The sequence below is a fragment of the Geodermatophilus africanus genome (assembly GCF_900107105.1).
Taxonomy (GTDB): domain Bacteria; phylum Actinomycetota; class Actinomycetes; order Mycobacteriales; family Geodermatophilaceae; genus Geodermatophilus; species Geodermatophilus africanus.
In genome coordinates, this window is record NZ_FNOT01000014.1 from 38,009 (window position 1) to 60,822 (window position 22,814).

Annotated in this window: 26 protein-coding genes and 1 tRNA gene; 15 read left to right on the top strand and 12 right to left on the bottom strand. The window is 75.5% G+C overall.

Translation table 11 applies throughout. The annotated features are described in order from the left end of the window. Positions 1-80: 80 nt before the first annotated feature. The gene (rpsT, locus tag BLW63_RS20325; RefSeq protein WP_072912031.1) at positions 81-347 is read right to left on the bottom strand and encodes a 30S ribosomal protein S20; all 267 of its coding nucleotides are present in this window, start codon (positions 345-347) and stop codon (positions 81-83) included. A gap of 134 nt (positions 348-481) precedes the next feature. Beyond that, positions 482-1,531, bottom strand: a complete 1,050-nt coding sequence (locus BLW63_RS20330; protein WP_211517204.1) for a phosphotransferase family protein — start codon at positions 1,529-1,531, stop codon at positions 482-484. Position 1,532: 1 nt separating this feature from the next. Between BLW63_RS20330 and lepA the strand changes: the two genes are divergently transcribed. From lepA to BLW63_RS20345, 3 genes are all read left to right on the top strand, one after another. Then, positions 1,533-3,362, top strand: coding sequence for a translation elongation factor 4 (lepA, locus tag BLW63_RS20335; RefSeq protein ID WP_091160413.1), 1,830 nt, complete (start codon positions 1,533-1,535; stop codon positions 3,360-3,362). After that, on the top strand, positions 3,359-4,006 hold the full coding sequence (locus BLW63_RS20340) for an MOSC domain-containing protein (protein WP_091160415.1): 648 nt from the start codon (positions 3,359-3,361) through the stop codon (positions 4,004-4,006). The genes lepA and BLW63_RS20340 overlap by 4 nt, the downstream gene beginning before the upstream one ends. Positions 4,007-4,085: 79 nt before the next feature. Further along, a complete protein-coding gene (locus BLW63_RS20345; RefSeq protein WP_091160417.1) occupies positions 4,086-5,888 on the top strand; it encodes an FAD-dependent monooxygenase in 1,803 nt (600 codons plus the stop codon). Positions 5,889-5,958: 70 nt separating this feature from the next. Here the strand turns inward: BLW63_RS20345 and BLW63_RS20350 are convergent, their stop codons facing one another. The 5 genes from BLW63_RS20350 to BLW63_RS20370 form a co-directional block, all read right to left on the bottom strand. Beyond that, the gene (locus BLW63_RS20350) at positions 5,959-6,369 is read right to left on the bottom strand and encodes a glyoxalase (protein ID WP_091160419.1); all 411 of its coding nucleotides are present in this window, start codon (positions 6,367-6,369) and stop codon (positions 5,959-5,961) included. 51 nt (positions 6,370-6,420) lie between these two features. Then, complete coding sequence (locus BLW63_RS20355; protein WP_091160422.1) at positions 6,421-6,960, bottom strand: Clp protease N-terminal domain-containing protein; 540 nt, start codon at positions 6,958-6,960, stop codon at positions 6,421-6,423. A gap of 2 nt (positions 6,961-6,962) precedes the next feature. Continuing rightward, on the bottom strand, positions 6,963-7,196 hold the full coding sequence (locus tag BLW63_RS20360) for a helix-turn-helix domain-containing protein (protein ID WP_091160424.1): 234 nt from the start codon (positions 7,194-7,196) through the stop codon (positions 6,963-6,965). A gap of 95 nt (positions 7,197-7,291) precedes the next feature. After that, on the bottom strand, positions 7,292-7,735 hold the full coding sequence (locus BLW63_RS20365) for a YbaK/EbsC family protein (RefSeq protein WP_211517205.1): 444 nt from the start codon (positions 7,733-7,735) through the stop codon (positions 7,292-7,294). Between the two features lie 53 nt (positions 7,736-7,788). Continuing rightward, on the bottom strand, positions 7,789-8,754 hold the full coding sequence (locus tag BLW63_RS20370) for a zinc-binding dehydrogenase (RefSeq protein WP_091160430.1): 966 nt from the start codon (positions 8,752-8,754) through the stop codon (positions 7,789-7,791). Positions 8,755-8,862: 108 nt separating this feature from the next. On the opposite strand from BLW63_RS20370, the gene BLW63_RS20375 reads away from it, so the two are divergent. Next, positions 8,863-9,735 carry a class I SAM-dependent methyltransferase gene (locus BLW63_RS20375; RefSeq protein WP_091160432.1) on the top strand — a complete coding sequence of 291 codons (873 nt, stop codon included), beginning with the start codon at positions 8,863-8,865 and terminating at the stop codon, positions 9,733-9,735. Positions 9,736-9,852: 117 nt separating this feature from the next. Here BLW63_RS20375 and selD read toward each other — a convergent pair whose 3' ends face one another. Further along, positions 9,853-10,860, bottom strand: a complete 1,008-nt coding sequence (gene selD / locus BLW63_RS20380; RefSeq protein ID WP_091160434.1) for a selenide, water dikinase SelD — start codon at positions 10,858-10,860, stop codon at positions 9,853-9,855. A 23-nt stretch (positions 10,861-10,883) separates the two neighbouring features. Between selD and BLW63_RS27030 the strand changes: the two genes are divergently transcribed. From BLW63_RS27030 to BLW63_RS20395, 4 genes are all read left to right on the top strand, one after another. Then, a tRNA-OTHER gene (locus BLW63_RS27030) sits at positions 10,884-10,979 on the top strand. 41 nt (positions 10,980-11,020) lie between these two features. Next, a complete protein-coding gene (selA, locus tag BLW63_RS20385) occupies positions 11,021-12,331 on the top strand; it encodes an L-seryl-tRNA(Sec) selenium transferase (RefSeq protein ID WP_091160437.1) in 1,311 nt (436 codons plus the stop codon). Continuing rightward, positions 12,322-14,067, top strand: coding sequence for a selenocysteine-specific translation elongation factor (selB, locus tag BLW63_RS20390; protein WP_091160439.1), 1,746 nt, complete (start codon positions 12,322-12,324; stop codon positions 14,065-14,067). Before selA ends, selB begins: the two co-directional genes overlap by 10 nt. A 77-nt stretch (positions 14,068-14,144) precedes the next feature. Then, the gene (locus tag BLW63_RS20395) at positions 14,145-14,519 is read left to right on the top strand and encodes a VOC family protein (protein ID WP_091160441.1); all 375 of its coding nucleotides are present in this window, start codon (positions 14,145-14,147) and stop codon (positions 14,517-14,519) included. A 131-nt stretch (positions 14,520-14,650) separates the two neighbouring features. Here the strand turns inward: BLW63_RS20395 and BLW63_RS27035 are convergent, their stop codons facing one another. Then, positions 14,651-14,800 carry a hypothetical protein gene (locus tag BLW63_RS27035; RefSeq protein WP_170856885.1) on the bottom strand — a complete coding sequence of 50 codons (150 nt, stop codon included), beginning with the start codon at positions 14,798-14,800 and terminating at the stop codon, positions 14,651-14,653. 180 nt (positions 14,801-14,980) lie between these two features. Between BLW63_RS27035 and BLW63_RS20400 the strand changes: the two genes are divergently transcribed. Next, entirely contained in the window at positions 14,981-15,178 is a 198-nt protein-coding gene (locus BLW63_RS20400) for a helix-hairpin-helix domain-containing protein (RefSeq protein WP_091160444.1), read from the top strand. Positions 15,179-15,354: 176 nt separating this feature from the next. Further along, positions 15,355-16,575 (top strand): radical SAM family heme chaperone HemW, encoded by a 1,221-nt coding sequence (hemW, locus tag BLW63_RS20405; RefSeq protein WP_091160447.1) that lies wholly within the window; start codon positions 15,355-15,357, stop codon positions 16,573-16,575. A gap of 165 nt (positions 16,576-16,740) precedes the next feature. Here the strand turns inward: hemW and BLW63_RS20410 are convergent, their stop codons facing one another. Both BLW63_RS20410 and BLW63_RS20415 read right to left on the bottom strand, forming a co-directional pair. Beyond that, on the bottom strand, positions 16,741-17,166 hold the full coding sequence (locus BLW63_RS20410) for an SRPBCC family protein (protein WP_091160449.1): 426 nt from the start codon (positions 17,164-17,166) through the stop codon (positions 16,741-16,743). Next, a complete protein-coding gene (locus BLW63_RS20415) occupies positions 17,163-17,474 on the bottom strand; it encodes an ArsR/SmtB family transcription factor (protein WP_091160451.1) in 312 nt (103 codons plus the stop codon). Before BLW63_RS20415 ends, BLW63_RS20410 begins: the two co-directional genes overlap by 4 nt. Positions 17,475-17,632: 158 nt before the next feature. On the opposite strand from BLW63_RS20415, the gene BLW63_RS20420 reads away from it, so the two are divergent. Genes BLW63_RS20420 through BLW63_RS20435 form a run of 4 tightly spaced genes read left to right on the top strand, consistent with a single transcriptional unit; the run spans position 17,633 to position 20,986 of the window. Beyond that, positions 17,633-18,517 carry an ABC transporter ATP-binding protein gene (locus BLW63_RS20420; RefSeq protein ID WP_091160453.1) on the top strand — a complete coding sequence of 295 codons (885 nt, stop codon included), beginning with the start codon at positions 17,633-17,635 and terminating at the stop codon, positions 18,515-18,517. Next, entirely contained in the window at positions 18,514-19,254 is a 741-nt protein-coding gene (locus BLW63_RS20425) for an ABC transporter permease (RefSeq protein ID WP_091160455.1), read from the top strand. Before BLW63_RS20420 ends, BLW63_RS20425 begins: the two co-directional genes overlap by 4 nt. Before the next feature lie 20 nt (positions 19,255-19,274). Beyond that, entirely contained in the window at positions 19,275-20,384 is a 1,110-nt protein-coding gene (locus tag BLW63_RS20430) for a sensor histidine kinase (protein ID WP_091160458.1), read from the top strand. After that, the gene (locus BLW63_RS20435) at positions 20,381-20,986 is read left to right on the top strand and encodes a response regulator transcription factor (protein ID WP_091160460.1); all 606 of its coding nucleotides are present in this window, start codon (positions 20,381-20,383) and stop codon (positions 20,984-20,986) included. Before BLW63_RS20430 ends, BLW63_RS20435 begins: the two co-directional genes overlap by 4 nt. Positions 20,987-21,171: 185 nt before the next feature. Here BLW63_RS20435 and BLW63_RS20440 read toward each other — a convergent pair whose 3' ends face one another. After that, a complete protein-coding gene (locus BLW63_RS20440; RefSeq protein ID WP_091160463.1) occupies positions 21,172-21,543 on the bottom strand; it encodes a type II toxin-antitoxin system VapB family antitoxin in 372 nt (123 codons plus the stop codon). 242 nt (positions 21,544-21,785) lie between these two features. Here BLW63_RS20440 and hrcA point away from each other — a divergent pair, with 242 nt between their 5' ends. Beyond that, positions 21,786-22,808 carry a heat-inducible transcriptional repressor HrcA gene (gene hrcA / locus BLW63_RS20445; protein WP_091160465.1) on the top strand — a complete coding sequence of 341 codons (1,023 nt, stop codon included), beginning with the start codon at positions 21,786-21,788 and terminating at the stop codon, positions 22,806-22,808. Positions 22,809-22,814 lie beyond the last annotated feature (6 nt).

The following is a 22,814-nucleotide window of genomic DNA, read 5'->3' on the forward strand; positions in this document are numbered from 1 at the left end:
AGACCCCACCGGAACGCGACGAGCCCCCGTCCCGCAGGGGGAGGGGGCTCGTCGGACGGCCGCGCGGACGCGGCCGGAGGTCAGCTGGAGAGGCCCGACAGCTGCTTGGCCATGCCCGACTTGCGGTTCGCGGCCTGGTTCTTGTGGATGACGCCCTTGCTGGCGGCCTTGTCCAGCGCCTTGCTGGCGGTCTGCAGCGCGGTCGTCGCGGCCGCGGCGTCCCCGGTGGCAGCGGCCGCGCGGAAGCGGCGGACGGCCGTCTTCAGGGCGGACTTGACGGCGACGTTGCGCTGGCGCGCCTTCTCGTTCGTCTTGTTCCGCTTGATCTGGGACTTGATGTTCGCCACGCGTGAGCCTCGGGTGTCTCTCGGAGGGGGTGCTTCTGGACAGTGCGTCCGGACGGCGTGCGTCAGCGGACCGGTCTGCCAAGATACCAGCGTCGTCGGCCCGCCCCAACCCGCGGTCGGTCCGGCCGCGCAGGTCACAGCGGCCGGGCGAGGCCGGCGTCCACCCGCTGCCGTGCCCAGGCCAGGGCGGCATCGTGGAACCGGCGCTGGAAGTCCCGCACGGTCGGCAGCCCGGGCAGCGGTGGCCGCCGCATCTCCTGCGCCCAGGTCCCGGTCAGCGCGAGCAGCAGGTCGGTCACGTCGGCGGGATCGGCTGCCGCCACGACCGGGGAGTCCGCCACCAGCAGCTCCGGGTCCACACCGCCGTGCACCGCGAGGTCCAGGGCGAACAGCACGGTGTCCACCCACGCTGCACCGCGGGCCGCCCACGGCCAGTCGACGAGGGACACGGTGCCGTCCGCGGTGACCAGCAGGTTGTCGGCGCGCACGTCGAGGTGGACCAGCGTCTCCCCGGACAGCCCGCCCGAGGCGGTCAGCCGGCCGGACACGGCCGCCAGCCGGTCGAGGTGCCCGCGCTCCCAGGGATCCAGATCGGCGGGCGGCCGTGCGGCCAGCGCGCGCCACGCGGTCAGCTGACCGGCGAGCCGGTCGGGGACGGACGGCAGCCCCGGCACCGGGCACGGGGTGGCGGCCCGGGCCAGGTCGGTGAGGACCGGCACGACCCGCGCCGCGGCCGCCGGTGTCCACGGCAGGGCCGGCGGCTCCCCGGGCACCGCGTCGAACAGCAGCGCCACCCAGACGTCGCCGCCGACGTCCCGCTCGGTCCACCAGCGCAGCCGCGGTGCGGGGAGGTCCGGCGGCAGCGCCGCGGCAACCCTGGCCTCGGTCCGGTGCAGGTCGGGGGTGTCCGGGTTCAGCGGCGTGCCGACCGCCTTGCAGAAGGCCCGCGTCCCGTCGGCGCAGGTCAGCACGGCCGCGGTCCCAGGGGAGAAGCCCCCGGTGCAGCCGGTCACGGTGACCACGGGCGAGCCGAGCGCCGCCTCGACGTCCGCGCGCAGCGGGGCGGGCAGGTCCGGGTAGGGCAGGCGGGGGCTGCCCGCAGGGGTCGTGGCAGCACTGTCGGCGAGCGCCGCCTGGCAGGCAATCGCCTCACCGGTCCCGCTGCCGTGGGACGATGGGGGCACTGTGACGACTCCCGCCTCCACCGACCCGGCCCGCATCCGGAACTTCTGCATCATCGCCCACATCGACCACGGCAAGTCGACGCTGGCCGACCGGATGCTCGAGGTCACCGGGGTCATCGAGGCGCGGCAGATGCGTGCCCAGTACCTCGACCGGATGGACATCGAGCGCGAACGCGGCATCACCATCAAGGCGCAGAACGTGCGCCTGCCCTGGCAGGTCGGGGGCACCGAGTACGTCCTCGACATGATCGACACCCCCGGCCACGTCGACTTCACCTACGAGGTGTCCCGGTCGCTGGCCGCGTGCGAGGGCGCCGTGCTGCTGGTCGACGCCGCGCAGGGGATCGAGGCCCAGACGCTGGCCAACCTGTACCTGGCGCTGGAGAACGACCTCACGATCATCCCGGTGCTCAACAAGATCGACCTGCCCGCGGCCCAGCCCGAGAAGTACGCGGCCGAGATCGCGCACATCATCGGCTGCGACCCCGACGAGGTCCTCAGGGTCAGCGGCAAGACCGGCGAGGGCGTGCCCGAGCTGCTCGACCAGATCGTCGCGCAGATCCCGGCCCCGGTCGGCGACGCCGAGGCCCCGGCCCGGGCGATGATCTTCGACAGCGTCTACGACATCTACCGCGGCGTCATCACCTACGTGCGGGTCGTCGACGGCCGCATCTCCAGCCGCGAGCGCATCAAGATGATGTCGACCGGCGCCGTCCACGAGCTGCTCGAGATCGGCGTCATCTCCCCCGAGCCCAAGCCGGTCGACGGCCTCGGCGTCGGCGAGGTCGGCTACTTCATCACCGGTGTGAAGGACGTCCGGCAGTCCCGCGTCGGCGACACCGTCACGCTGCAGCACAAGCCGGCCGCCGAGCCGATCGGCGGCTACAGCGACCCCAAGCCGATGGTCTACTCCGGCCTCTACCCGATCGACGGCAGCGAGTACCCGTTGCTGCGCGAGGCGCTGGACAAGCTGCTGCTGAACGACGCCGCGCTGACCTACGAGCCGGAGACCTCCGCCGCACTCGGGTTCGGGTTCCGCGTCGGCTTCCTCGGCCTGCTGCACTTGGAGATCGTCCGCGAGCGGCTGGAGCGCGAGGCCGGCATCAGCCTCATCTCCACCGCGCCGAACGTCGTCTACCGGGTGGTCATGGAGGACGGCTCGGAGATCACCGTGACCAACCCCAGCGACTGGCCCGAGGGCAAGATCGACAAGGTCTTCGAGCCGATCGTCAACGCGACGATCATCGCGCCCAGCGACTACACCGGCACCATCATGGAGCTCTGCCAGAGCCGCCGCGGGCAGCTCGGCGGCATGGACTACCTGAGCGAGTCGCGGGTCGAGCTGCGCTACACGCTGCCCCTCGGCGAGATCATCTTCGACTTCTTCGACGCGCTGAAGTCGCGCACCCGCGGCTACGCCAGCCTCGACTACGCCGAGGCCGGCGAGCAGGAGTCGTCGCTGGTCAAGGTGGACATCCTGCTGCAGGGCGAGGCCGTCGACGCGTTCAGCGCCATCGTGCACAAGGACAAGGCCTACAGCTACGGCGTGATGATGGCCGGCAAGCTGCGCGAGCTCATCCCGCGGCAGCAGTTCGAGGTGCCGATCCAGGCCGCCGTCGGCTCCCGGGTCATCGCCCGCGAGACGGTCCGCGCCATCCGCAAGGACGTCCTCGCCAAGTGCTACGGCGGTGACATCACCCGCAAGCGGAAGCTGCTGGAGAAGCAGAAGGAGGGCAAGAAGCGGATGAAGATGGTCGGCCGCGTCGAGGTCCCCCAGGAGGCCTTCGTGGCCGCGCTCTCCACCAACGAGTCCACCGCCTCCAAGAAGTGACCCGCGGCCGCCTCGACGCGGTCTGCGTCTCCGGCTCCGACCTGCTCCCGCTGCCCGGCCGTCGTCCCAACCGGAGCGGCATCGACAAGCGGCCGGTTCCTGGGCGGGTCGCCGTCCACCCGCTCGGCCTGGACGGCGACGTCCAGGTCAACCGCAAATACCACGGCGGCGAGGGGCAGGCGGTCTACGCCTACGCGCAGGAAGACGCCGACTGGTGGTCCGCCGAGCTCGACCGCGAGCTGCCGGCCGGCCGATTCGGCGAGAACCTGCGAACGACGGGTGTCGACCTCACCGGCGCGGTGCTCGGTGAGCGGTGGCGGGTCGGGACGGCGCTGCTCGAGGTGACCGCCTGCCGCATCCCGTGCGCCAACTTCGAGCGGTTCTGGGGCGTGCCCAAGCTGGTCCGGCGGTTCACCGCCCACGGGGCCAGCGGCGCCTACCTGCGGGTGCTCGAGACCGGGGACGTCGGCGCGGGGGACGCCGTCGAGGTGGTCGCCCGTCCCGACCACGGCGTCACCGTCGGCCTCCTGTTCCGGGCGACGACGACGCAACGGCACCGGCTGCCCGAGATCGCGCCCGCCCTCGGCCACCTCCCGCTCAAGGACCAGCCGAAGCTCGCCGCGAGGATCGCCGCCACGGCCTGACCGGGCCCCTCGCCCCTTACCGTGCCCCGGGCTGCGCTTCACCATCGGGGATTGCTCACGGCTTCCCCCGGAGGTACCGATGGCACCAGCACCGTCCCCCACCGGCGTCCTGGTGCAGCGACGCGGGTCCCCGGACGTCGACGTCCTCGTCGTGGGCGCCGGCCCGACCGGCCTCACGCTCGCCTGCGACCTGCGCCGCCGCGGCCTGGCCGTCCGGGTGGTCGAGCGGCTGCCGCAGCCCGAGCTCAAGTCGCGCGGCAAGGGCGTGCAGCCACGCACCCTCGAGGTCCTCGACGACCTGGGCGTCGTCGACCGTGTGCTCGAGGCCGGCTGGTCCCGGGACCTGCGGGTGCGCTGGTACGTCCAGCGGGAGCTGCTCGTCGACCTGCGGTTGCCCGGCCGCGACCCGCTGCTCGACATCCCGCACCCGAACCTCGTGCTCATCCCGCAGTGGCGCACCGAGGAGGTGCTGCGCGAGCGGCTGACGGAGCTGGGCGGGGCGGTCGAGTTGGGCCGCGAGCTGGTGGACCTGGAGCAGCAGGAGGACGGCGTCCTCGCCCGCGTGGCGACGTCCCCCGACGGCGCCGGCGAGACGATCCGGGCCGGCTGGGTGGTGGGCTGCGACGGCGGCCACAGCCGGGTCCGGGAGCTGCTGGCGATGGCGCTGGAGGGGGAGTCGCGCGAGGAGCGCTTCCTGTTCGGCGACGTCGAGGTCGACGGGCTGGAGCCGGCCGACAGCGGGTACGTGTGGTTCGACGGCGGGCAGTACCTCGCGGCCAGCCCGTTCCGCGGCCTGCGCTCGTGGCAGGTGCAGGCCAGCCTGCCGGCCGGGACCGAGGAGCCGGGGTCGCTGGAGCTGCTGCAGCGGCTGTTCACCGAGCGCAGCGGGCTGACGCACGTCCGCCTCTCCTCCCCGACCTGGCTGTCCACCTGGCACAGCAACGTGCGGCTGGTCGACCGCTACCGCGTGGGCCGGGTGTTCGTGGCCGGCGACGCCGCGCACCTGCACAGCCCGGTCGGCGGACAGGGGATGAACACCGGCATCCAGGACGCGTACAACCTCGGCTGGAAGCTGGGGCTGGTGGTCCGGGGCCGCGCATCCGACCGCCTCCTCGACACCTACGAGGAGGAGCGCCGGCCGATCGCGGCGGCGGTCCTCAGCGGCAGCGACCTCGGGTACCGGGCGGTCTTCGGCGCCGACCCGCTGACCACCTTGCTGCGCGAGCACGTCCTGACCCCCGCACTGCGGGTGCCGGCCGTGCAGCGGGCCATCCTCGGCGGCGTCAGCGAGCTGGACCTGAACTACCGGGAGAGCTCCCTGGCGGAGGAGCACGGCACTCCGCTGAGCGCCACCCGGTGGAGGCCCGGCCACGACGACGAGCGCGCCGACGCGGCGGACCGGCTCCACTTCGCACGGGGCGTCCACGCGGGCGACCGGGCCCCCGACGGCGCCCTCCAGGACGCGGCCACCGGGCAGCCCACCCGGCTGTTCGACGCCTTCCGCGGCCCGCACGCCACCCTCCTGCTCTTCGACGGCGAGGCCCCCACCGACGACGGCTACACCGCGCTCGCCACGATTGCCGACGGCGTCGAGCGGCGGTCCGGCGCCGACCTCCGCCCGTGGGTGGTGGTGTGGGGACGTCGGCTGCCCGCCGGACTGGCCGGGCGGCGGGTGCTCCTGGACCCGGACGGCGAGACGCACCGGCGCTACGGCGCGACCGCCGAGGCCCTGTACCTGGTCCGCCCGGACGGCTACGTCGGGCTGCGCGCCCAGCCGGCCGCGGAGGACGTCCCCGCGCGGTACCTGGAGCGACTGTCCGGCCGCGCCGCCGCCGACGTCCCGCAGCCGGCGACCGCCTCCCCGACGGGGACGCCCGGGTGAGGCCGGCGGGCCGGCCCGCGTCCCGCCCGCCGCCCTGACCAGGTCCGTCCGCCCGCCCGGTGTGGGCTGTTCAGTGCAGCCACGGCGCGAAGGACAGTCCCACGACGAGCCCCTCGGAGGACTGCAGCCGGGCGACCGTCTGGCCCCACGGTTCGGTCCGCGCCCCGTGCAGCAGCCGGTGGCCGGCGGCCGCCAGTTCCGCCGCGCCGTCGGCGACCGCAGCGGGGTCGGCGAGCTCGAATTCAATGCTGGCCTGCGGCACCGGGTGGCCGGCCGGCCAGGTGCGCTCCCCGAAGCAGGCGACCGCCGCCTCGGCGAGCGGCCACACGCCGAAGTGCTTGCTGCCGCCGATGTGCTCGCTGGCGTAGTACTCGCCCTCGAGGCGCTCGAGCGGCAGCCCGAGGGCGTCCACGTACAGCCGCCGGCTCTCCACCGGGTCGGGTGCGATGACGCTGATGCTGGCGACGAAGAGGATCTCCACGGCGGCACCGTCCCACCGGAGGGTGACAGGGCCCTGCAGGAGGGTCCTGCTTCAGGCGGCCGCCGACCGGCCGAGGTCGGTGCGCAGCGCCTCGGGGTCCACGCCGCGCTCGCGCAGCAGGGACAGCCCCGTGCCGCCACCGCGCAGCAGGCCCAGGGCGATGTGCCCGTCGGAGATGGAGCGCGACCGCATCGCCAGCGCCTCGCGCAGCGACAGTTCGAGGACCTTCTTGGCGCCGGCCGTGAACGGGATGTGCGCGGGGCTGCCGCGCCGGCGCCAGCGGCCGGGCGCGTCCAGGGCGCCGGGACCGAAGGTCGCCTCGGCGACGTCCCGGACGGCGTCCAGGTCAATGCCCAGCGTGCGCAGCGCCTCGCCGTCGAGGTCCTCGCCGCCGGCGCGGGCGGCCACGGCCTGGGCGACCGCGTCGTGGTCGAGCCCGTGCCGGCGGAGGACGGCGGTCGTCGGCGTGTCCAGTCGGAGCAGCGAGAGCAGCAGGTGCTCGCTGCCGATGGCGTCGTGCCGGAGGGCGCGCGCCTCCTCCTGGGCCAGGACGACGACCTCGCGGGCGTCCGGGGTGAAGCGTTCGAACACGGTCAGTCCTTCCGCCGGAGCGGCCCGCGGCCGCCTGCGTGCTTCTTGTGCACCGCCTGCCTCGTGACGCCGAGCAGTTGGGCGATCTGCTCCCAGGTCCAGCCCTGGTCGCGGGCGTTGCCCACCTGCAGGGCCTCCAGCCGCTCGACGAGGGTCCGCAGCGCGCGGACCGCCCGCAGTCCGACCGCGGGGTCGCGGCTGCTGGCGGCGGAGGCCACCTGTGCTGTGTCGGCCATGCCGTCAACTGTGGTTGACGCGACGAGTGTTGTCAACTGTCGTTGACGCGAGGTGCGAGTGGGCAGAGGGGTAGCCGTACGAGGGGTGGGCTTCCTCAGGCCACGGCTGCCTCGTCGCCGCCGGTCAGCCGCAGCAGGTCGGCGTAGGTGAGCGAGAACATCGTGTGGTGGTCGCCGCCGCCGGCCCAGAGGAGTGGGTGCGGCGCGAGGTCGACGTCGACCAGGGCGCGCAGCGGGGCGGGGTGGCCGGTCGGGGCCACCCCGCCGACCTCCTGGCCGGTCGCCGCGAGGACGAACTCCGGCGTGGCCCGCCGCACCCGCTGCGCGCCGACCAAGGCCGCGACCTTCGCGGTGTCCACGCGGTGCGCGCCGCTGGCCAGCACCAGCAGCGGGGCGCCGTCGGCGTCGAACACGAGGCTGTTGGCGATGGCGCCCACCGCGCAGCCGAGCGCCTCGGCCGCGGCGGCCGCCGTCGGGACGGACTGGCCGAGGCGGCGCACCTCGGCGTCCACCCCGGCCTCGCGGAGAGCGGCGACCACCCGGTCGACCGGACTCCCGGTGCTTCCCGGACCGCTGCCGCGGGGCGCGCCACTCACAGCGTGAAGACGATCTTCCCCGCCGTCCGGCCCTCGAGCATCCGCTCGAAGCCCTCGCGCGCCTGCTGCAGCGGCAGCTCGACGTCGATGACCGGGCGGACGCCGGTGGCCGTGCACATCCGCACGAGCGCCTCCAGCTCGTCGCGGGTGCCCATGGTCGAGCCGATGACCGACAGCTGGGTGAAGAAGACCCGGTTCAGCTCGGCGCCGGGGTTGGCGCCGGTGGTCGCGCCGGAGATGACGATCACGCCGCCGGGCTTGAGCGACTTGACGCTGTGGCTCCAGGTCGCCTCGCCGACGGTCTCCATGACGCCGTCCACCCGCTCGGGCAGCCGGGCACCGGTCTCGAACGCCTGGTCCGCACCGAGCTCGAGGGCCGCCTGCCGCTTCTCCTCGCTGCGGCCGGTCACCCACACCCGGAAGCCGGCGGCCTTGCCGAGCGCGACCAGCGCGGTGGCGACGCCGCCGCTGGCGCCCTGCACCAGCACGGTCTGGCCGGGCCGCAGCCCGGATTTCACGAACAGCATCCGGTAGGCGGTCAGCCAGGCGGTGGGCAGGCACGCGGCCTCCGCGAAGGACAGCTCGGCCGGCTTGGGCAGCACGTTGCGCCGGGGGACGGCGACCCGCTCGGCCATCGTGCCCTGGTGCAGCTCCGAGAAGAGCGTGCGCTTGGGGTCGAGCGTCTCGTCCCCGATCCAGTCCGGGGTCGCGACGACGCCGTGGACGACGACCTCGTTGCCGTCCTCGTCGAGCCCGGCCGCGTCGGTGCCCAGGATCATCGGCATCCGCTCCTGCGGCAGGCCGACCCCGCGCAGGCTGAACAGGTCGTGGTGGTTCAGCGAGACGGCCTTGACCTGCACCGTCGTCCAGCCGTCGGGCACCTCCGGCTCGGGGCGCTCACCGACCTCCAGCACGGAGAGCGGGTCCTTCGGGGCGGGCGTCGAGACGAAGGCAGCGAGCATGCCCGGACTATGGCACTGCGCCCTGTCCAGCCGCGACCGACGGGGTGGGCAGCGGCGCCGCCGTCCGGGACGATCGCAGGCCCTGGGCCCCGCTGATGGGAGACGGCGATGACCGTGCCGACACAGCCGCAGCCCCCGCTCGTCGACGCGCTCAACGCCGAGATGGCGAGCGCCTGGAACGGTGAGGAGGGGGAGGACTGGGCGGCGCGGGCCGACCGCTTCGACGCGGCCTCAGCAGCCTTCGACCCGGCGCTGCTCGACGCCGCGGCCGTCGGCGCGGCCGACCGGGTGCTCGACGTGGGCTGCGGCGCCGGCGTCTCGACCCGGGCCGCCGCGCGGGTGGCGGTCGACGGGCACGCGACCGGCATCGACCTGTCCGCCCCGCTGCTGGCCGAGGCCCGTCGGCGCAGCGCGGCCGCGGGGCTGACCAACACGACGTTCGTCCGGGGCGACGCCCAGGTGCACCCCTTCGAGTCCGCGTCGTTCGACGTCGCCGTCAGCCGGTTCGGCGGAATGTTCTTCGGCGACCCGGTCGCGGCGTTCACCAACCTCGCCCGGGCCCTGCGCCCCGGCGGGCGGCTGGCCGTGTTGTCGTGGCAGCCGCTGGCCCGCAACGAGTGGCTGCTCGTGCTCCGCCGCACCCTCGCGGCCGGCCGCCTGCTGCCCGAGCCGCCGGGGGACGCGCCCGGACCGTTCGGCCTGTCCGACCCCGACCGCGTGCGCGGGGTCCTGGCCGCCGCGGGGTTCGCGTCGGTCCACGTCACCGAGGTGCCGGGGGTGGTCCGGCTGGGGGCCGACGCCGAGGACGCGTTCGACTTCGTCGCCGGCCTGGGCATGACCCGGGGCCTCCTCGGCGGGCTCGACGACGACGTCCGGCGAGCCGCGCTCGACGAGCTGCGGGCCGCCCTGGTCGAGCACGCGACACCGGACGGGGTCCTGCTCGGTGCGGCCGCCTGGCTGACCACCGCGTACCGGGGATGAGTGGTCGGCTGAGACCGCTGCGTCGGCCGAGTGAGCAGTTGCCGTCGGCGACACGCACGCACACGCCGGGCGGGACGACCGCAACTGCCCACTCGGCGGCACCCTAGACCGAGGCTGTCAGCGGACGATGACGACGTGCTCCCCGCGCGGGACGAACTCGCCGATCACGGGGGCGCCGGGCACCTCGCCGCCCAGCAGCAACCCACCGGAGGTCTGCGCATCGGCCAGAAGCAGCGCCTCGTCCTCGGAGACGGCCGACAGGTCGGTGTGCGGCCGCACCCAGTCGAGGTTGCGCCGGGTGCCACCGGAGACGAACCCCTCGGCCAGCGCCTCCCGGGCCCCGGTCAGGTACGGGACGGCCGCGGCGTCGACGATCGCGGTGACCCCGCTGGCCCGGGCCATCTTGTAGAGGTGGCCGAGCAGGCCGAAGCCGGTGACGTCGGTGCCGGCGCGGATCCCGGCGGCCACCGCGGCCCGGCCGGCGTCACGGTTGAGCGTCGTCATCGCGGCGACCGCCTCCTCCGACACCTCGCCGGTCGCCTTCATCCGGTTGTTCAGCACGCCGATCCCCAGCGGCTTGGTCAGCGACAGCGGCGTCCCGGCGACCGCGGCCGAGTTGGTGATCACCCGGTCGACGTCCACGACGCCGGTCACCGCCATGCCGTACTTGGGCTCGGGGTCGTCGATGGAGTGCCCGCCGCCGACGTGGCAGCCGGCCTCCTGCGCGGCCTCCAGCCCGCCCCGCAGCACCTCCGCGGCGAGCTCGGCGGGCAGCACGTCGCGCGGCCAGCCGAGCAGGTTCACCGCGACGACCGGCGTGCCGCCCATCGCGTACACGTCGGAGAGCGCGTTGGTCGCCGCGATCCGGCCGAAGGTGTACGCGTCGTCGACGACCGGGGTGAAGAAGTCGGTGGTCAGCACCAGCCCCTGCCCGCCCGCGATGCGGACGACGGCCGCGTCGTCGCCGTCGTCGAGGCCGACGACCAGCTCCGCGGCCGGGTCGGCCGGGCCGGCCGCGGTCAGGCCGGCCACCACGACCTCCAGCTCGCCGGGCGGGATCTTGCAGGCACAGCCGCCGCCGTGCGCGTACTGGGTGAGCCGGGTGCGTGCGGGCGCGGTCGTCACGGAGCCACCGTAGGCTCTGCGGCGGAGGCGTCAGGGCGCCTGGTGGCCCCCGCGGCCTCTAAAGCCGACGTGGCCGAGCACCTCGGTCAGGCGGGTTCGATTCCCGTCCGCCTCCGCCAGCTCCGCCCGCCCGCGGGTCGGCGCTTACGCTGCGACAGCGATGAGCGACGACCCGCGGCGGCAGGTGCCGCGCACCGACACGCTGCTGGCCGACCCGCAGCTGGCCGCCGCCGCCGACCGGCTGGGCCGCGACCTGGTCAAGGCCGCGGTCCAGGACGTCCAGCAGCGCGTCCGCACCGGCGCGCTCGCCCCCGCCGACGCCGTGCCCGCCGTCCTGACCGCGCTGCCGACGACGGCGGGCAGCCTGCGCCCGGTGCTCAACGCCACCGGCGTCCTCGTGCACACCAACCTGGGCCGCGCGCCGCTGTCGCCGGCCGCCGTCGAGGCGGTCGTCGCGGCCAGCGGCACCACCGACGTCGAGCTGGACCTGACCACCGGCCGGCGCGGGCCCCGGGGTGAGGCGGCGCTGGCCGCGCTGGTCGACGCCGTCCCGGCCGCGGAGGCCGCGCTCGTGGTCAACAACTGCGCCGCCGCGCTGGCGCTGGTGGCCACCGCGCTCGGCGGCGAGCTCGTCGTCGCCCGCGGCGAGCTGGTCGAGATCGGCGACGGCTTCCGCATCCCCGAGCTGCTCGAGGCCACCGGCGCGCGGCTCCGCGAGGTGGGGACGACGAACCGCGTCGCGCTCGATGACTACCTGGGTGCCCTCGGCGAGCGCACCGGCGCGGTGCTCAAGGTGCACCCGTCGAACTTCGTCGTCCGCGGGTTCACCCGGGCGGTGCCGGTGGCCGAGCTCGCCGCGGGGCTGGCCGGCAGCGGCGTCCCCCTCGTCGCCGACGTCGGCTCCGGCCTGCTGCGGCCGCACCCGGTGCTGCCCGACGAGCCGGACCTGCAGACCACCCTCGCCGACGGCGCCGACCTGGTGCTGGCCAGCGGCGACAAGCTGCTCGGCGGGCCGCAGGCCGGGATCGTGCTCGGCCGCGCCGACCTGGTGCAGCGGCTACGGCGGCACCCGCTCTACCGCGCGTTCCGGGTGGACAAGACGACGCTGGCCGCGCTGGAGGCGACGCTGCGCGGCCCGCAGCCGCCGGTGCAGCAGATGCTCGCCGCCGACGTCGACGGGCTGCGCCGCCGGGCCGCCGCGCTCGCCGCCCGGCTGGTCGCCGCCGGGCTGGACGCGGTCGCGGTGGAGTCCGCTGCCCGCGTCGGCGGGGGAGGGGCGCCGGAGCACCCGCTGCCCAGCGCCGCGGTGTCGCTGCCGGCGGGGTTCGCGGTGCCGCTGCGCGCCGGCACGCCTCCCGTGGTCGGGTACGTCGCGGGCGACCGCACGCTGCTCGACCTGCGCAGCTTGCGCACCGAGGACGACGAGACGCTGGCGGCCGCGGTGCTGGAGGTGGCGCGCGCGTGGACGTGATCGCCACCGCGGGGCACGTCGACCACGGCAAGTCCACGCTGGTCCGCGCGCTCACCGGCATGGAGCCCGACCGGTGGGAGGAGGAGCGTCGCCGCGGGCTCACCATCGACCTCGGCTTCGCCTGGACGACGCTGCCCTCGGGCCGCCGCCTCGCGGTCGTGGACGTGCCCGGCCACGAACGCTTCGTGGGCAACATGCTGGCCGGCGTCGGCTCGGTGCCCGCCGCGCTGGTCGTGGTCGCCGCGGACGACGGGTGGTCGGCGCAGACCGCCGAGCACGTCGCCGTCCTCGACGCGCTCGGCGTGCGGCACGCGCTGCTCGCCGTCACCAAGGCCGACCTCGCCGACCCCGCGCCGGTGCTCGCCGACGTGCGGGAGCGGCTGGCCGCCACGTCGATGGGCGACGTGCCCGGCGTGGCGGTCAGCGCCGCCACCGGCGCAGGCGTGCCGGACGTCGTCGCCGCGCTGGAGTCGCTGCTCGCCGGGCTGCCCGCGCCGGACCGGGACGCGCCGGTGCGGCTGTGGATCGACCGCGCCTTCCCGGTCAAGGGCGCCGGCACGGTGGTCACCGGCACCCTCGCCGCGGGGCGTGTCGCCGCCGGCGACCGGCTGCAGCTCAGCAATCGCGAGGTGGGCGTCCGCGGCGTGCACTCGCTCGGGCGGCCGGTCGAGCGGGCCGAGGCCACCGCACGGGTGGCGCTGAACCTCCGCGGCACCGCCGTCGAGGAGCTCTCGCGCGGCGACGCGCTGCTCACGCCGAGTGCGTTCCGCGACACCGCCGAGCTGGACGTCACCCTGGCCCGGGCGCCGGGGGACCGGCTGCCCGCCGAGGTCGTGGTGCACGTGGGGTCGGCCGCGGTCGGCGCGCGGCTGCGCCTGCTGGAGGGGACGGCGGTGCGGCTGCGGCTGGCCACGCCGCTGCCGCTGCGGGTCGGCGACCGGCTGCTGCTGCGCGACCCGGGTGCCCGCCGCGTGTTCGGCGCCGACGTCCGGGACGTCGACCCGCCCGAGCTGCGCCGTCGCGGCGCCGCCCGCCGGCGCGCCGAGGAGCTGGCCGCCCGGCCCGTCGGTGCGGCCGGGGCCGCCGCCGAACTGGCCCGCCGCCGGTTCGTCCGGGCCACCGACTTCGCCGCGATGGGCTGGCCGGTGCCCGAGGGGGCGACGGCGGTCGGGCCGTGGCTGCTCGCGCCCGGGCTGGTCGGCGAGCTGGCGGCGGCGCTGCCCGGGATCGTCGCTCGCTACCGGCAGCTGCGCCCGCTCGAGCCCGGTCCGCCGGTGGCCGTCGCCCGCCGGGCGCTGGAGCTGCCCGACGACGAGCTGGTCCCGGCCGTCGTCCGCGAGCCGCTGGCCCTGCGCGAGGGCCGGGTGGTCGTCGCGACCGCCGGCCTGCCCGCCGGGGTGCAGCAGGCGGTCGACCGGATCCGGGCGACGCTGGCCGCCGACCCGTTCGCCGCGCCCGACGCCGACCAGCTGCGCGCCGCCGGGCTGGGCCCGCGGGAACTGGCCGCGGCCGTGCGCGACGGGCAGCTGGTGAAGATCGCCGACGGGGTGTACCTCGCGCCCGGGGTGGCCGAGCAGGCGCGGGCCCGGCTGGCCGGCGTCCCCGCGCCGTTCACGCTCAGCCAGGCCCGCTCGGCGTGGGGGACCAGCCGGCGGGTCGCCGTTCCGCTGATGGAGTGGCTGGACGCGCGCGGCGTCACCGAGCGGCTGCCCGACGACACCCGACGGCTGCGCTGACGCGTCCCCTCGAGCGACCCCGGACTGCGCACCGAACCCGCCCGTTCGGGCCACCCACCCCGGGCACGATGTCGGGCATGGCCGAACCTCTTGAGCACCGTCACCACGCCATCGACTACGTCGAGCTCACCGTCACCGACCTCGCGGAGGCTCAGCGGTTCTATGCCGAGGCCTTCGGCTGGGAGTTCAACGACTACGGGGGCCAGTACGCCGGGATTCGCGACGGGTCCGGCGGGTCCGGACCGGAGGTCGGGGGCCTCGCGCTCGGCGCGGAGGTGCGCCCGGGCGGCCCCCTGGTCCTTCTGTACTCAGCCGATCTGGACCAGACCCTCGCCTCGGTGACGTCCGCCGGTGGCCGGGTGGTCAACGGTCCCTACGGGTTCCCCGGTGGACGACGGTTCCACTTCCAGGACACGAGCGGTAACGAGCTCGGCGTCTGGTCGGAGGTCTGAGCCGCAGCCCCTCACGGTTCCGCTCATCAACCGGCAGACCATCTACCCGGTGCGCTCGACTGCGGCGCCGGTGCGTGGCCGGGCGCTCGATGAGTAGCGCGGCCAGGACTCGATCGACGTCTGACCGAGCGTCAGCCGCCGGCCTGGCGCAGGAGCACCTCGCGCTCGTCGCTGGAGTCCGCCGCGGGGACGGGGGAGGTATCCACACCCTCGACCGTGTCCTCGAGCCGCACGGGCTCGGGGAGGTGGCGGAACCGCTCGCGCTCGTCAGGCTCGGTCATGCCCGGAGCGTCCTCCCGCCGGGAGGCTGCGGCAAGGACGCGAACCGGGCTCCGTGGTCCCCCGTGGACGCTCGGGCGTTGCTCCCACCTGGACGCAGGGGGTGAGCGTCCGGGGACCCTGGTGGCGATGCGGCCAGGCGAGACAGGTGAGTCCTCCACCGGGGCGGAGTCCGTGCTGACGTGACCGACGACGACCTCCCCGCCTCCATCGGCCGTCCGGCACTCGGCGCGTTGCGCGCGGCCGGCGTCGACCGGCTCTCCGAGGTCGCCCGGCGCCGGGAGGAGGAGCTGCTGGCCCTGCACGGCGTCGGCCCGAAGGCGGTCCGGCTGCTGCGGGCGGAGCTGGCCGAGCGCGGCCTGCGGCTCGCGGGCGACTGACCGGGGAGCTCGGTCGGCCGCGGGCACCCGGCGGGCCGGGCGCTTCCGCGGAACGCCGCGATGCCCCCCCGCCCCTCCTCGCCGGCGCTCGTCGGCCGCACTCGCGGCGCTACCGTGCCCATGCGCGAGCTCGCTCACCGCCGGGCATCCTCCCCGGCGCGGCACACTGGGGTCAGATGAACACCGTCCTGCCGCTGCTCGAGGCCCCGCCCCGGACCCTGCAGCTCCCCGACCGCGCCCGCGAGGGGCTGGCCCGCACGCCCTTCGGGCTGTACGTCCACGTGCCCTTCTGCGCCACCCGATGCGGCTACTGCGACTTCAACACCTACACCGCTGACGAGCTGGGGCCCGGCGCCAGCCGCGCCGAGTACGCCGGCACCGCGGTCGCCGAGCTCCGCCAGGCCGCCGAGACCCTCGGCCCGGACCTGCCGACGGTCTCGACCGTCTTCGTCGGCGGCGGCACGCCCACCCTGCTGGCCGCCGACGACCTCGCCGCCGTGCTCGCCGCGGTCCGCGAGCTGTTCCCGGTCGCGGACGACGTCGAGGTCACCACCGAGGCCAACCCCGAGACCGTGACGCCGGCGTCCCTGGCCACCCTGCGCGCGGCCGGGTTCACCCGGATCAGCCTCGGAATGCAGTCCGCCGCCGAGCACGTGCTCGCCGTCCTCGACCGGCGGCACACCCCCGGCCGCGCCGTCGAGGCGGCCCGCGAGGCCCGCGCGGCCGGGTTCGAGCACGTCAACCTGGACCTGATCTACGGGACGCCGGGGGAGACCGACGCCGACTGGGCCGCCTCGCTCGACGCCGTCCTCACCGCTCCCGTCGACCACGTCAGCGCCTACGCGCTCATCGTCGAGGACGGCACCCGGCTGGCCCGCCGCATCGACCGCGGGGAGCTGCCCCTGCCCGACGACGACGTGCTCGCCGACCGCTACGAGCAGGCCGACGCGACCCTGCACGCCGCCGGGTTCGACTGGTACGAGGTCTCCAACTGGGCCCGCGGCGAGGCCGCCCGCTGCCGGCACAACGAGCTCTACTGGGCCAACGCGAACTGGTGGGGCGTCGGACCCGGCGCGCACAGTCACGTCGGCGGGCTGCGGTGGTGGAACGTCAAGCACCCGGCCGCGTACGCCGGCCGGCTGCTGCGCGGAGAGAGCCCGGTGCAGGACACCGAGCTGCTCGACGACGACGATCGCGCGCTGGAGACGGTGATGCTGGGCCTGCGGCTGCGCGAGGGGCTGCCCCTGACCGCGCTGTCGGAGGTGGGCCGGGCCCGCGCCGCCGACGCCGTGGTCCGCGGGCTGCTCGAGCCGGGTGCGCACGCCGCCGGCCGCGCTGTCCTCACCGACCGCGGCCGCCTGCTCGCCGACGCCCTGGTGCGCGACCTCACGGATTAACAGAGGACCACCCTTCCCCCCACGCCTCGCAGGCTCGGGGCGGGACCCTAAAGGTGGCCGCCATCCCGCCGTTCCCCGGGGTAGCAGGACCCCGTCCCTCTCACCGCTCGCAGGCTCGCGGTGAGCCTCTGGACGGGGCCGTCCCGGGTGCGGCGCCGTGCCGGGTCAGGCCCCGGGCTCGGCCGCGACCCCGGCCAGGCGCGGCAGGACCACGTCCCGCCAGCCGGGGCCCATGCGGTCGAGCGCGTCGCGGTCCCGCTTCCGTGCGAGGTCGAAGCCGCTGTGCTGCAGCAGGAGCCGTGTCCCCCTGCCCTCCGGGACGAGCCGCCAGGTGAGCGTCCAGGTCGCGGTGAACGTGTGGACGAGCCGCTCGGGCTCGACCACCTCGAGCACCTCGCAAGGCACCGCACCCCAGCCGGGCATGTCGAGGTGGAACCGGTGACCCACGTGCGGGGCGATGTCCCCGGGCGCCCACCAACGAGCGAGCAACTCCGGCTCGGTGATGGTCCGCCACACCCGGGCGGGGTCGGCGTCGACGTACTGGTCGACTTCGATGCTGCCCGTGCGGGCGCTCTCGTCGGTCCCGGTCACGTGTCCTCCTCGGCGACGTCGGCGAGCGAGCGCAGCCGCGCACGCCAGAGGTGCTCGAACGGGTGCAGCCAGTCCTCGACCTCGGCGAGCGGCTCGGCCGTGAGGTGGTAGCGCCGCTGACGCCCCACCGGCACGTCGCGGACCAGTTCCGCCCGCCGCAGCACGGAGAGGTGTTCGGCGACCGCGGGGCGACTCAGGTCGAACTGCTCGGCGAGGTCGCCCGCTGTCCGTGGTCCCCCGGCGAGGAGCTGCAGGAGCCGCCGACGTACCGGGTGCGCCAGCGCGAGGAAGACGCTGTCATCGGGCACACCGCAAGGATGCGTCGGACATGTCCGACATGTCAACTGGGCCCGACACGTCAGATGGTGTCGTCACGCCACGACCGGACGACGGCTGACAGATGTCAGACGCAGGTCGCGACGTCCCGCACTACTGCCGACGGGCCGTTGACCAGCACGCTCGTCCCGTGCCTCCCGACGCCCTCGCCCTCAGCGGCCTGACGGTCCGCCACGGTGGCGTCCTCGCCGTGGACCGCCTCGACCTGCGCATCGGCCGCGGTGAGACCGTCGCGCTGCTGGGCCCCAACGGCGCGGGCAAGTCCTCCACCGTCAGCGCCGTCCTGGGGTTGCTGCGGCCCCACGCCGGCACCGTCGAGGTGCTCGGCCGCGCCCCGGGCGACGCGGTCCGGGCCGGCTGCGTCGGCGCGATGCTCCAGCACGGCGGCCTGCCCGGCGAGGCGCGCGTCGGCGAGGTGCTCCACCTGGTCCGCTGCAGTTACGCCGACCCGTGGCCGCTCGACGACCTGGTCGCCACCACCGGCATCGGCGGGCTGCTCGGCCGCGACGTCGACGCGCTCTCCGGCGGCCAGCGGCAGCGGGTGCTGCTGGCGCTCGCGCTGGCCGGTCAGCCGCCGCTGCTGCTGCTCGACGAGCCCACCTCGGCGATGGACGTCGAGGGCCGCCGCGCCTTCTGGACGACGATGCGCGACCTCGCCGACCGCGGCACCACCGTCGTCTTCGCCACCCACCACCTCCACGAGGCCGACGCCGTCGCCGACCGGGTCGTGGTCATGGCCGCCGGCCGGGTGGTCGCCGACGGACCCTCCGCCGCGGTCCGATCGGCCGTCGCCGGGCGCACCGTCCGCTTCACCGCACCCGGCGCGGCGACCTTCGACCGCGTCCCCGGTGTCACCGGTGCGACCCGGCTGGGCGGCACGGTCGCCCTGGCCACCACGGACGTCGAGGCCACGCTGCGCGCGCTGCTCGCCGACGGCGTCGCGCTCGCCGACCTCGAGGTCCGCGGCGCCAGCCTCGAGGACGCCGTCCTGTCGCTGGTCGGAGGCGCGCGATGAGCCCGCTGCTCGTCTTCCAGCTGCGCCGGGTGGCCCGCAACCGGCAGTTCTTCTTCTTCACCGTGCTGCTGCCGGCGCTGTTCACGGTGTTCTTCACGCGGGTGTTCGCCGGGACGCCGGGCGGCGTCAGCCCCGAGCAGGCCGCGGCCACGATGGTCGCGATGATGTCCTACGGCGCCATCGGGGCGGCCCTGGGCGCCACCGTCCGGCTCTCCTTCGACCGGGCGTCGGGCTGGCTGCGCCAGCTGCGGGTGACGCCGGTGCCGCAGACCTCGGTGGTCGCCGTCGACGTCGCCGTCGGCATGCTGCTGACCCTCCCGCCGGTGGTCGTCGTCGCGCTGACCGGCCGGTTCGTCAACGGCGTGCGGCTGGCGCCGGGCGAGTGGGCCGGCCTGGTCGGCGTCCTGTGGCTGGGGTCGGCAGTGTTCGTCGCGCTCGGCCTGCTGCTCGGCTGGGCGCTGGAGGAGAAGGCCGCGGGCGGGGCGGTCGGCATCATCGGGACCGTGCTGGCCGCGCTCGGCGGGCTGTGGGTGCCGGTCGAGCTGTTCCCGTCCGCCCTGCGTGCGGTGGCGCACGGCCTGCCGTCGTACTGGTACGCCGAGGTCGGCCGGGCGGCGGCGGGGGGCGGGCTGCCACCGGTGCCCGCGGTCGCCGCGCTGGTCGGGTTCGCCGCGGTGTTCGGCGGGCTCGCGGTGCTCGTGGCCCGGCGCCGTCCGCTGACCGCCGTCGCGGGCTGATGGAGCTACGGTCGGGCGCCGTGGACCCCCGCCCCCGCTGGTATCGCATCGGCTGGGCGCTGCCCTGGCTGCTGTTCCAGTTCTTCCCGGTCGCCGACCTGGTCACCACCGACCGGCCGCTCGCCGTACGGCTGGTCGCCGGCGCCGGCCTGCTGGTCTTCACCGCCGTATACCTCGACGTGTTCCGGCGCGCCTTCGACCGCTGCTGGAGCGGCTCGGTGCTCGGCCGGCTCGCCGTCGTCGCCGGGCTCGGCGTCGCGCTGGCCGTCTGGCTGGGCCCGTCGTGGGCGGGGCTGCTGATCTACGTGTCGGCGGCGTCGGCAGCGGCGCTGCCGACACGGTGGGTGTGGCCGGCCGTCGTCGCCGCGGCCGCCGTCTGCGCGGCGGTGCTCGTCGTCCACGGCGATTACGGGCTGCTCATCCTGCCCGTGCTGTGCCTGCTCACCGCCTTCGCGCTGCGCGGCACCCGGCACCTGGTCTCGGTGAACGCCGAGCTGGCCGAAGCCCGCGAGGAGCTGGCGCGCAACGCCGTCGCCGAGGAGCGGCTGCGCTTCGCCCGCGACCTGCACGACCTGCTCGGCCACAGCCTGTCGCTCATCGCGCTCAAGAGCGAGCTGGCCGGCCGGCTCGCCGAGACCGACCCGGCGCGGGCGAGGGCGGAGATGGCCGACGTCGAGATTGCCGCCCGCCGGGCGCTGGCCGAGGTCCGCGACGCGGTCAGCGGCTACCGGCAGGTCAGCTGCGCCCAGGCGCTGGCAGAGGCCCGCGCGGCGCTGTCGGGCGCCGGCATCGCCGTCCGGCTGCCCACGCGGGTGCCGGCGCTGCCCGGCCCGGTCGACGCGGCGCTGGGCTGGGTGGTCCGCGAGGCGACCACGAACGTGCTGCGGCACAGCGGCGCCCGCGCGGTGACCGTCACGCTCACCGAGGACGGCGCCGAGGCGGTGCTCGCCGTCGCCGACGACGGCCGCGGCCCGGCCGACGACACCGGGCCCGGCTCCGGCCTGACCGGCCTGGCCGAGCGGGTGGGCGCGCTGGGTGGGTCCCTCACGGGCGGCGCGGGGCGGAACGGCGGCTACGAGCTGCGCGCCGTCCTGCCGCTCGCGCCGGTGCCCGCCGGGGCGGCGCGGTGATCCGCGTGCTGGTGGCCGAGGACCAGTCGATGGTCCGCGGCGCGCTCCGGGCGCTGCTGGAGCTGGAGGAGGACATCACCGTCGTCGCGGAGGTCGGCCGCGGCGACGAGGTGCTCGCGGCGGCGCGGGAGCACCGTCCCGACGTCGCGCTGCTCGACATCGAGATGCCCGGCCGGGACGGCATCGAGGCCGCGCGGGAGCTGGCCGCGCAGCTGCCCGCCGTGCGCGCCGTCGTCCTCACGACTTTCGGGCGGCCGGGCTTCCTGCGCCGCGCCATGGAGGTCGGCGCGGCCGGGTTCCTGGTCAAGGACGCGCCGGTCGCCGAGCTCGCCAAGGCCATCCGCGCCGTCGTCGCCGGGGAGCGGGTGATCGACCGGGAACTCGCCGCCGCGGCGCTGGCGCTGGGCGCCACGCCGCTGTCGGCCCGGGAGGCCGACGTGCTGCGGGAGGCCGCCGACGGCGCGACCGTGGCCGACATCGCCCGCCGGCTGTTCCTCTCCGAGGGGACGGTGCGCAACTACCTGTCCTCGGCGATCGGCAAGACCGGCGCGCGCACCCGGGTCGAGGCCGCCCGCGTGGCGGCCGACAAGGGCTGGCTGTGAGACAGGACCCTCGTGCCCCGACGGCCCCGTCCCCAGGCTCGCCCCGAGCCCGACCGGCCCCGTCCAGAGGCTCGCCGCGAGCCCGACCGGCCCCCTTGCAGGGTCCCGCCGCGAGCTTGCGAGTGGCGGGGGGCAAGGGGGTCCTTCCCGAGGAGGACGGGGTCCTTTCCGAGGACGGGGTCCTGCTACTGCTGCGGGTCCGGCACCGGCGGCTGGACGGAGATCGTCGCGGTCGGGGGGCCCACCCGCTCGGCCGGGACCAGCGTGTCGAGGTCGAGCACCCGCACGTGGATGACGTTGCGCTGCTGGAGCGCGGCCCGCAGCGCGCGGTGCAGGCCGTCCTCGAGGTAGAGCTCGCCCTTCCACTGGACGGCGTGCGGGAACAGGTCGCCGTAGAAGGTGGAGTCCTCGGCGAGCAGGGTGTCCAGGGCCAGCTCGCGCTTGGTGGTGGTGAGGGTGTCCAGCCGGATCTGCCGCGGTGGGATCATCGCCCAGTCCCGCGTCGCCAGCCCGTGGTCGGGATAGGGCCGGCCGTTCCGGACCGCCTTAAAGATCAGGGGATCGACCTCCGCTCTACGCCGCCCGGTGCGGGCACTGGACCGCGGCCCACCCTATCGGCCGTCCCCGGCCGACGGCGCCGCCCGCCCTCGTCGGCTCCACGACGGAACCGGCCTCCCGACGTATGCTGATCTGGCACTCTGTCCGCGCGAGTGCCAGCGCCCGCGACCCGCCGTCCGGGCGCCGGGGGCTCCGGGAGGAGCGCCGCCCGACGCGTCGACCGGTACGGGGAGGTGTCACCGTGGCGCACGACGAGCGCCGCCTGCAGGTCCTGCGGGCGATTGTCCAGGACTACGTCTCTACCAACGACCCGGTGGGCAGCAAGGCCCTCGCCGAACGGCACGACCTCGGCGTCTCGCCGGCCACCATCCGCAACGACATGGCCGTGCTCGAGGAGCAGGGCTACATCACCCAGCCGCACACCAGCGCCGGGCGGGTCCCCACCGACAAGGGCTACCGGCTCTTCGTGGACCGGCTCTCGGCGGTCAAGCCGCTGTCGGTGGCGGAGCGGCGGGCGATCGAGCGCTTCCTGGACGGCGCGGTCGACCTCCACGACATCCTCAGCCGGACGGTGCGGCTGCTGGCCCAGCTGACCCACCAGGTCGCCGTCGTCCAGTACCCGACGCTGTTGCGCAGCGCCGTCCGCCACCTCGAGGTGGTGCAGGTGGCCACCGCCCGGCTGCTGCTGGTGCTGATCACCGACACCGGCCGGGTGGAACAGCGGCTGGTCGAGTGCCCGGTGGACGTCGACCGCGACGACGTCGCCGAGCTGCGCGCGCTGCTCAATCAGACCTTCGCCGGGGCCAAGCTCGCCGACGCCGCCGGCCTGGTGCCCGACCTGCTGGAGACCGCGCCGCCGAACCTGCGCCGGCTGATCGCCGCGATCGGCGCGGTCCTGGTCGAGACGCTCGTGGAGCCGGGGGAGGATCGCCTCGTCATCGGCGGGACGGCGAACCTCGCGCAGGTCGCGGTCGACTTCCCCGGCAGCCTGCGACCACTGCTGGAGGCGTTGGAAGAACAGGTCGTCGTCCTGCGGTTGATCAGCGAGGTGGACACCGGCGGCGCCGTGCTCGTGCGGATCGGCGAGGAGAACGCCCACGAGGCGCTCTCCGGCGCGTCGGTCGTCTCCGTGGGGTACGGCTCAGGGGAACGCGCCCTCGGCGGGCTGGGCATCGTCGGCCCGACCCGCATGGACTACCCGACCAACATGGCCGCGGTGCGCGCCGTGGCCCGCTACGTCGGCCAGATCCTGGCCGAGAGCTGAGGTAAG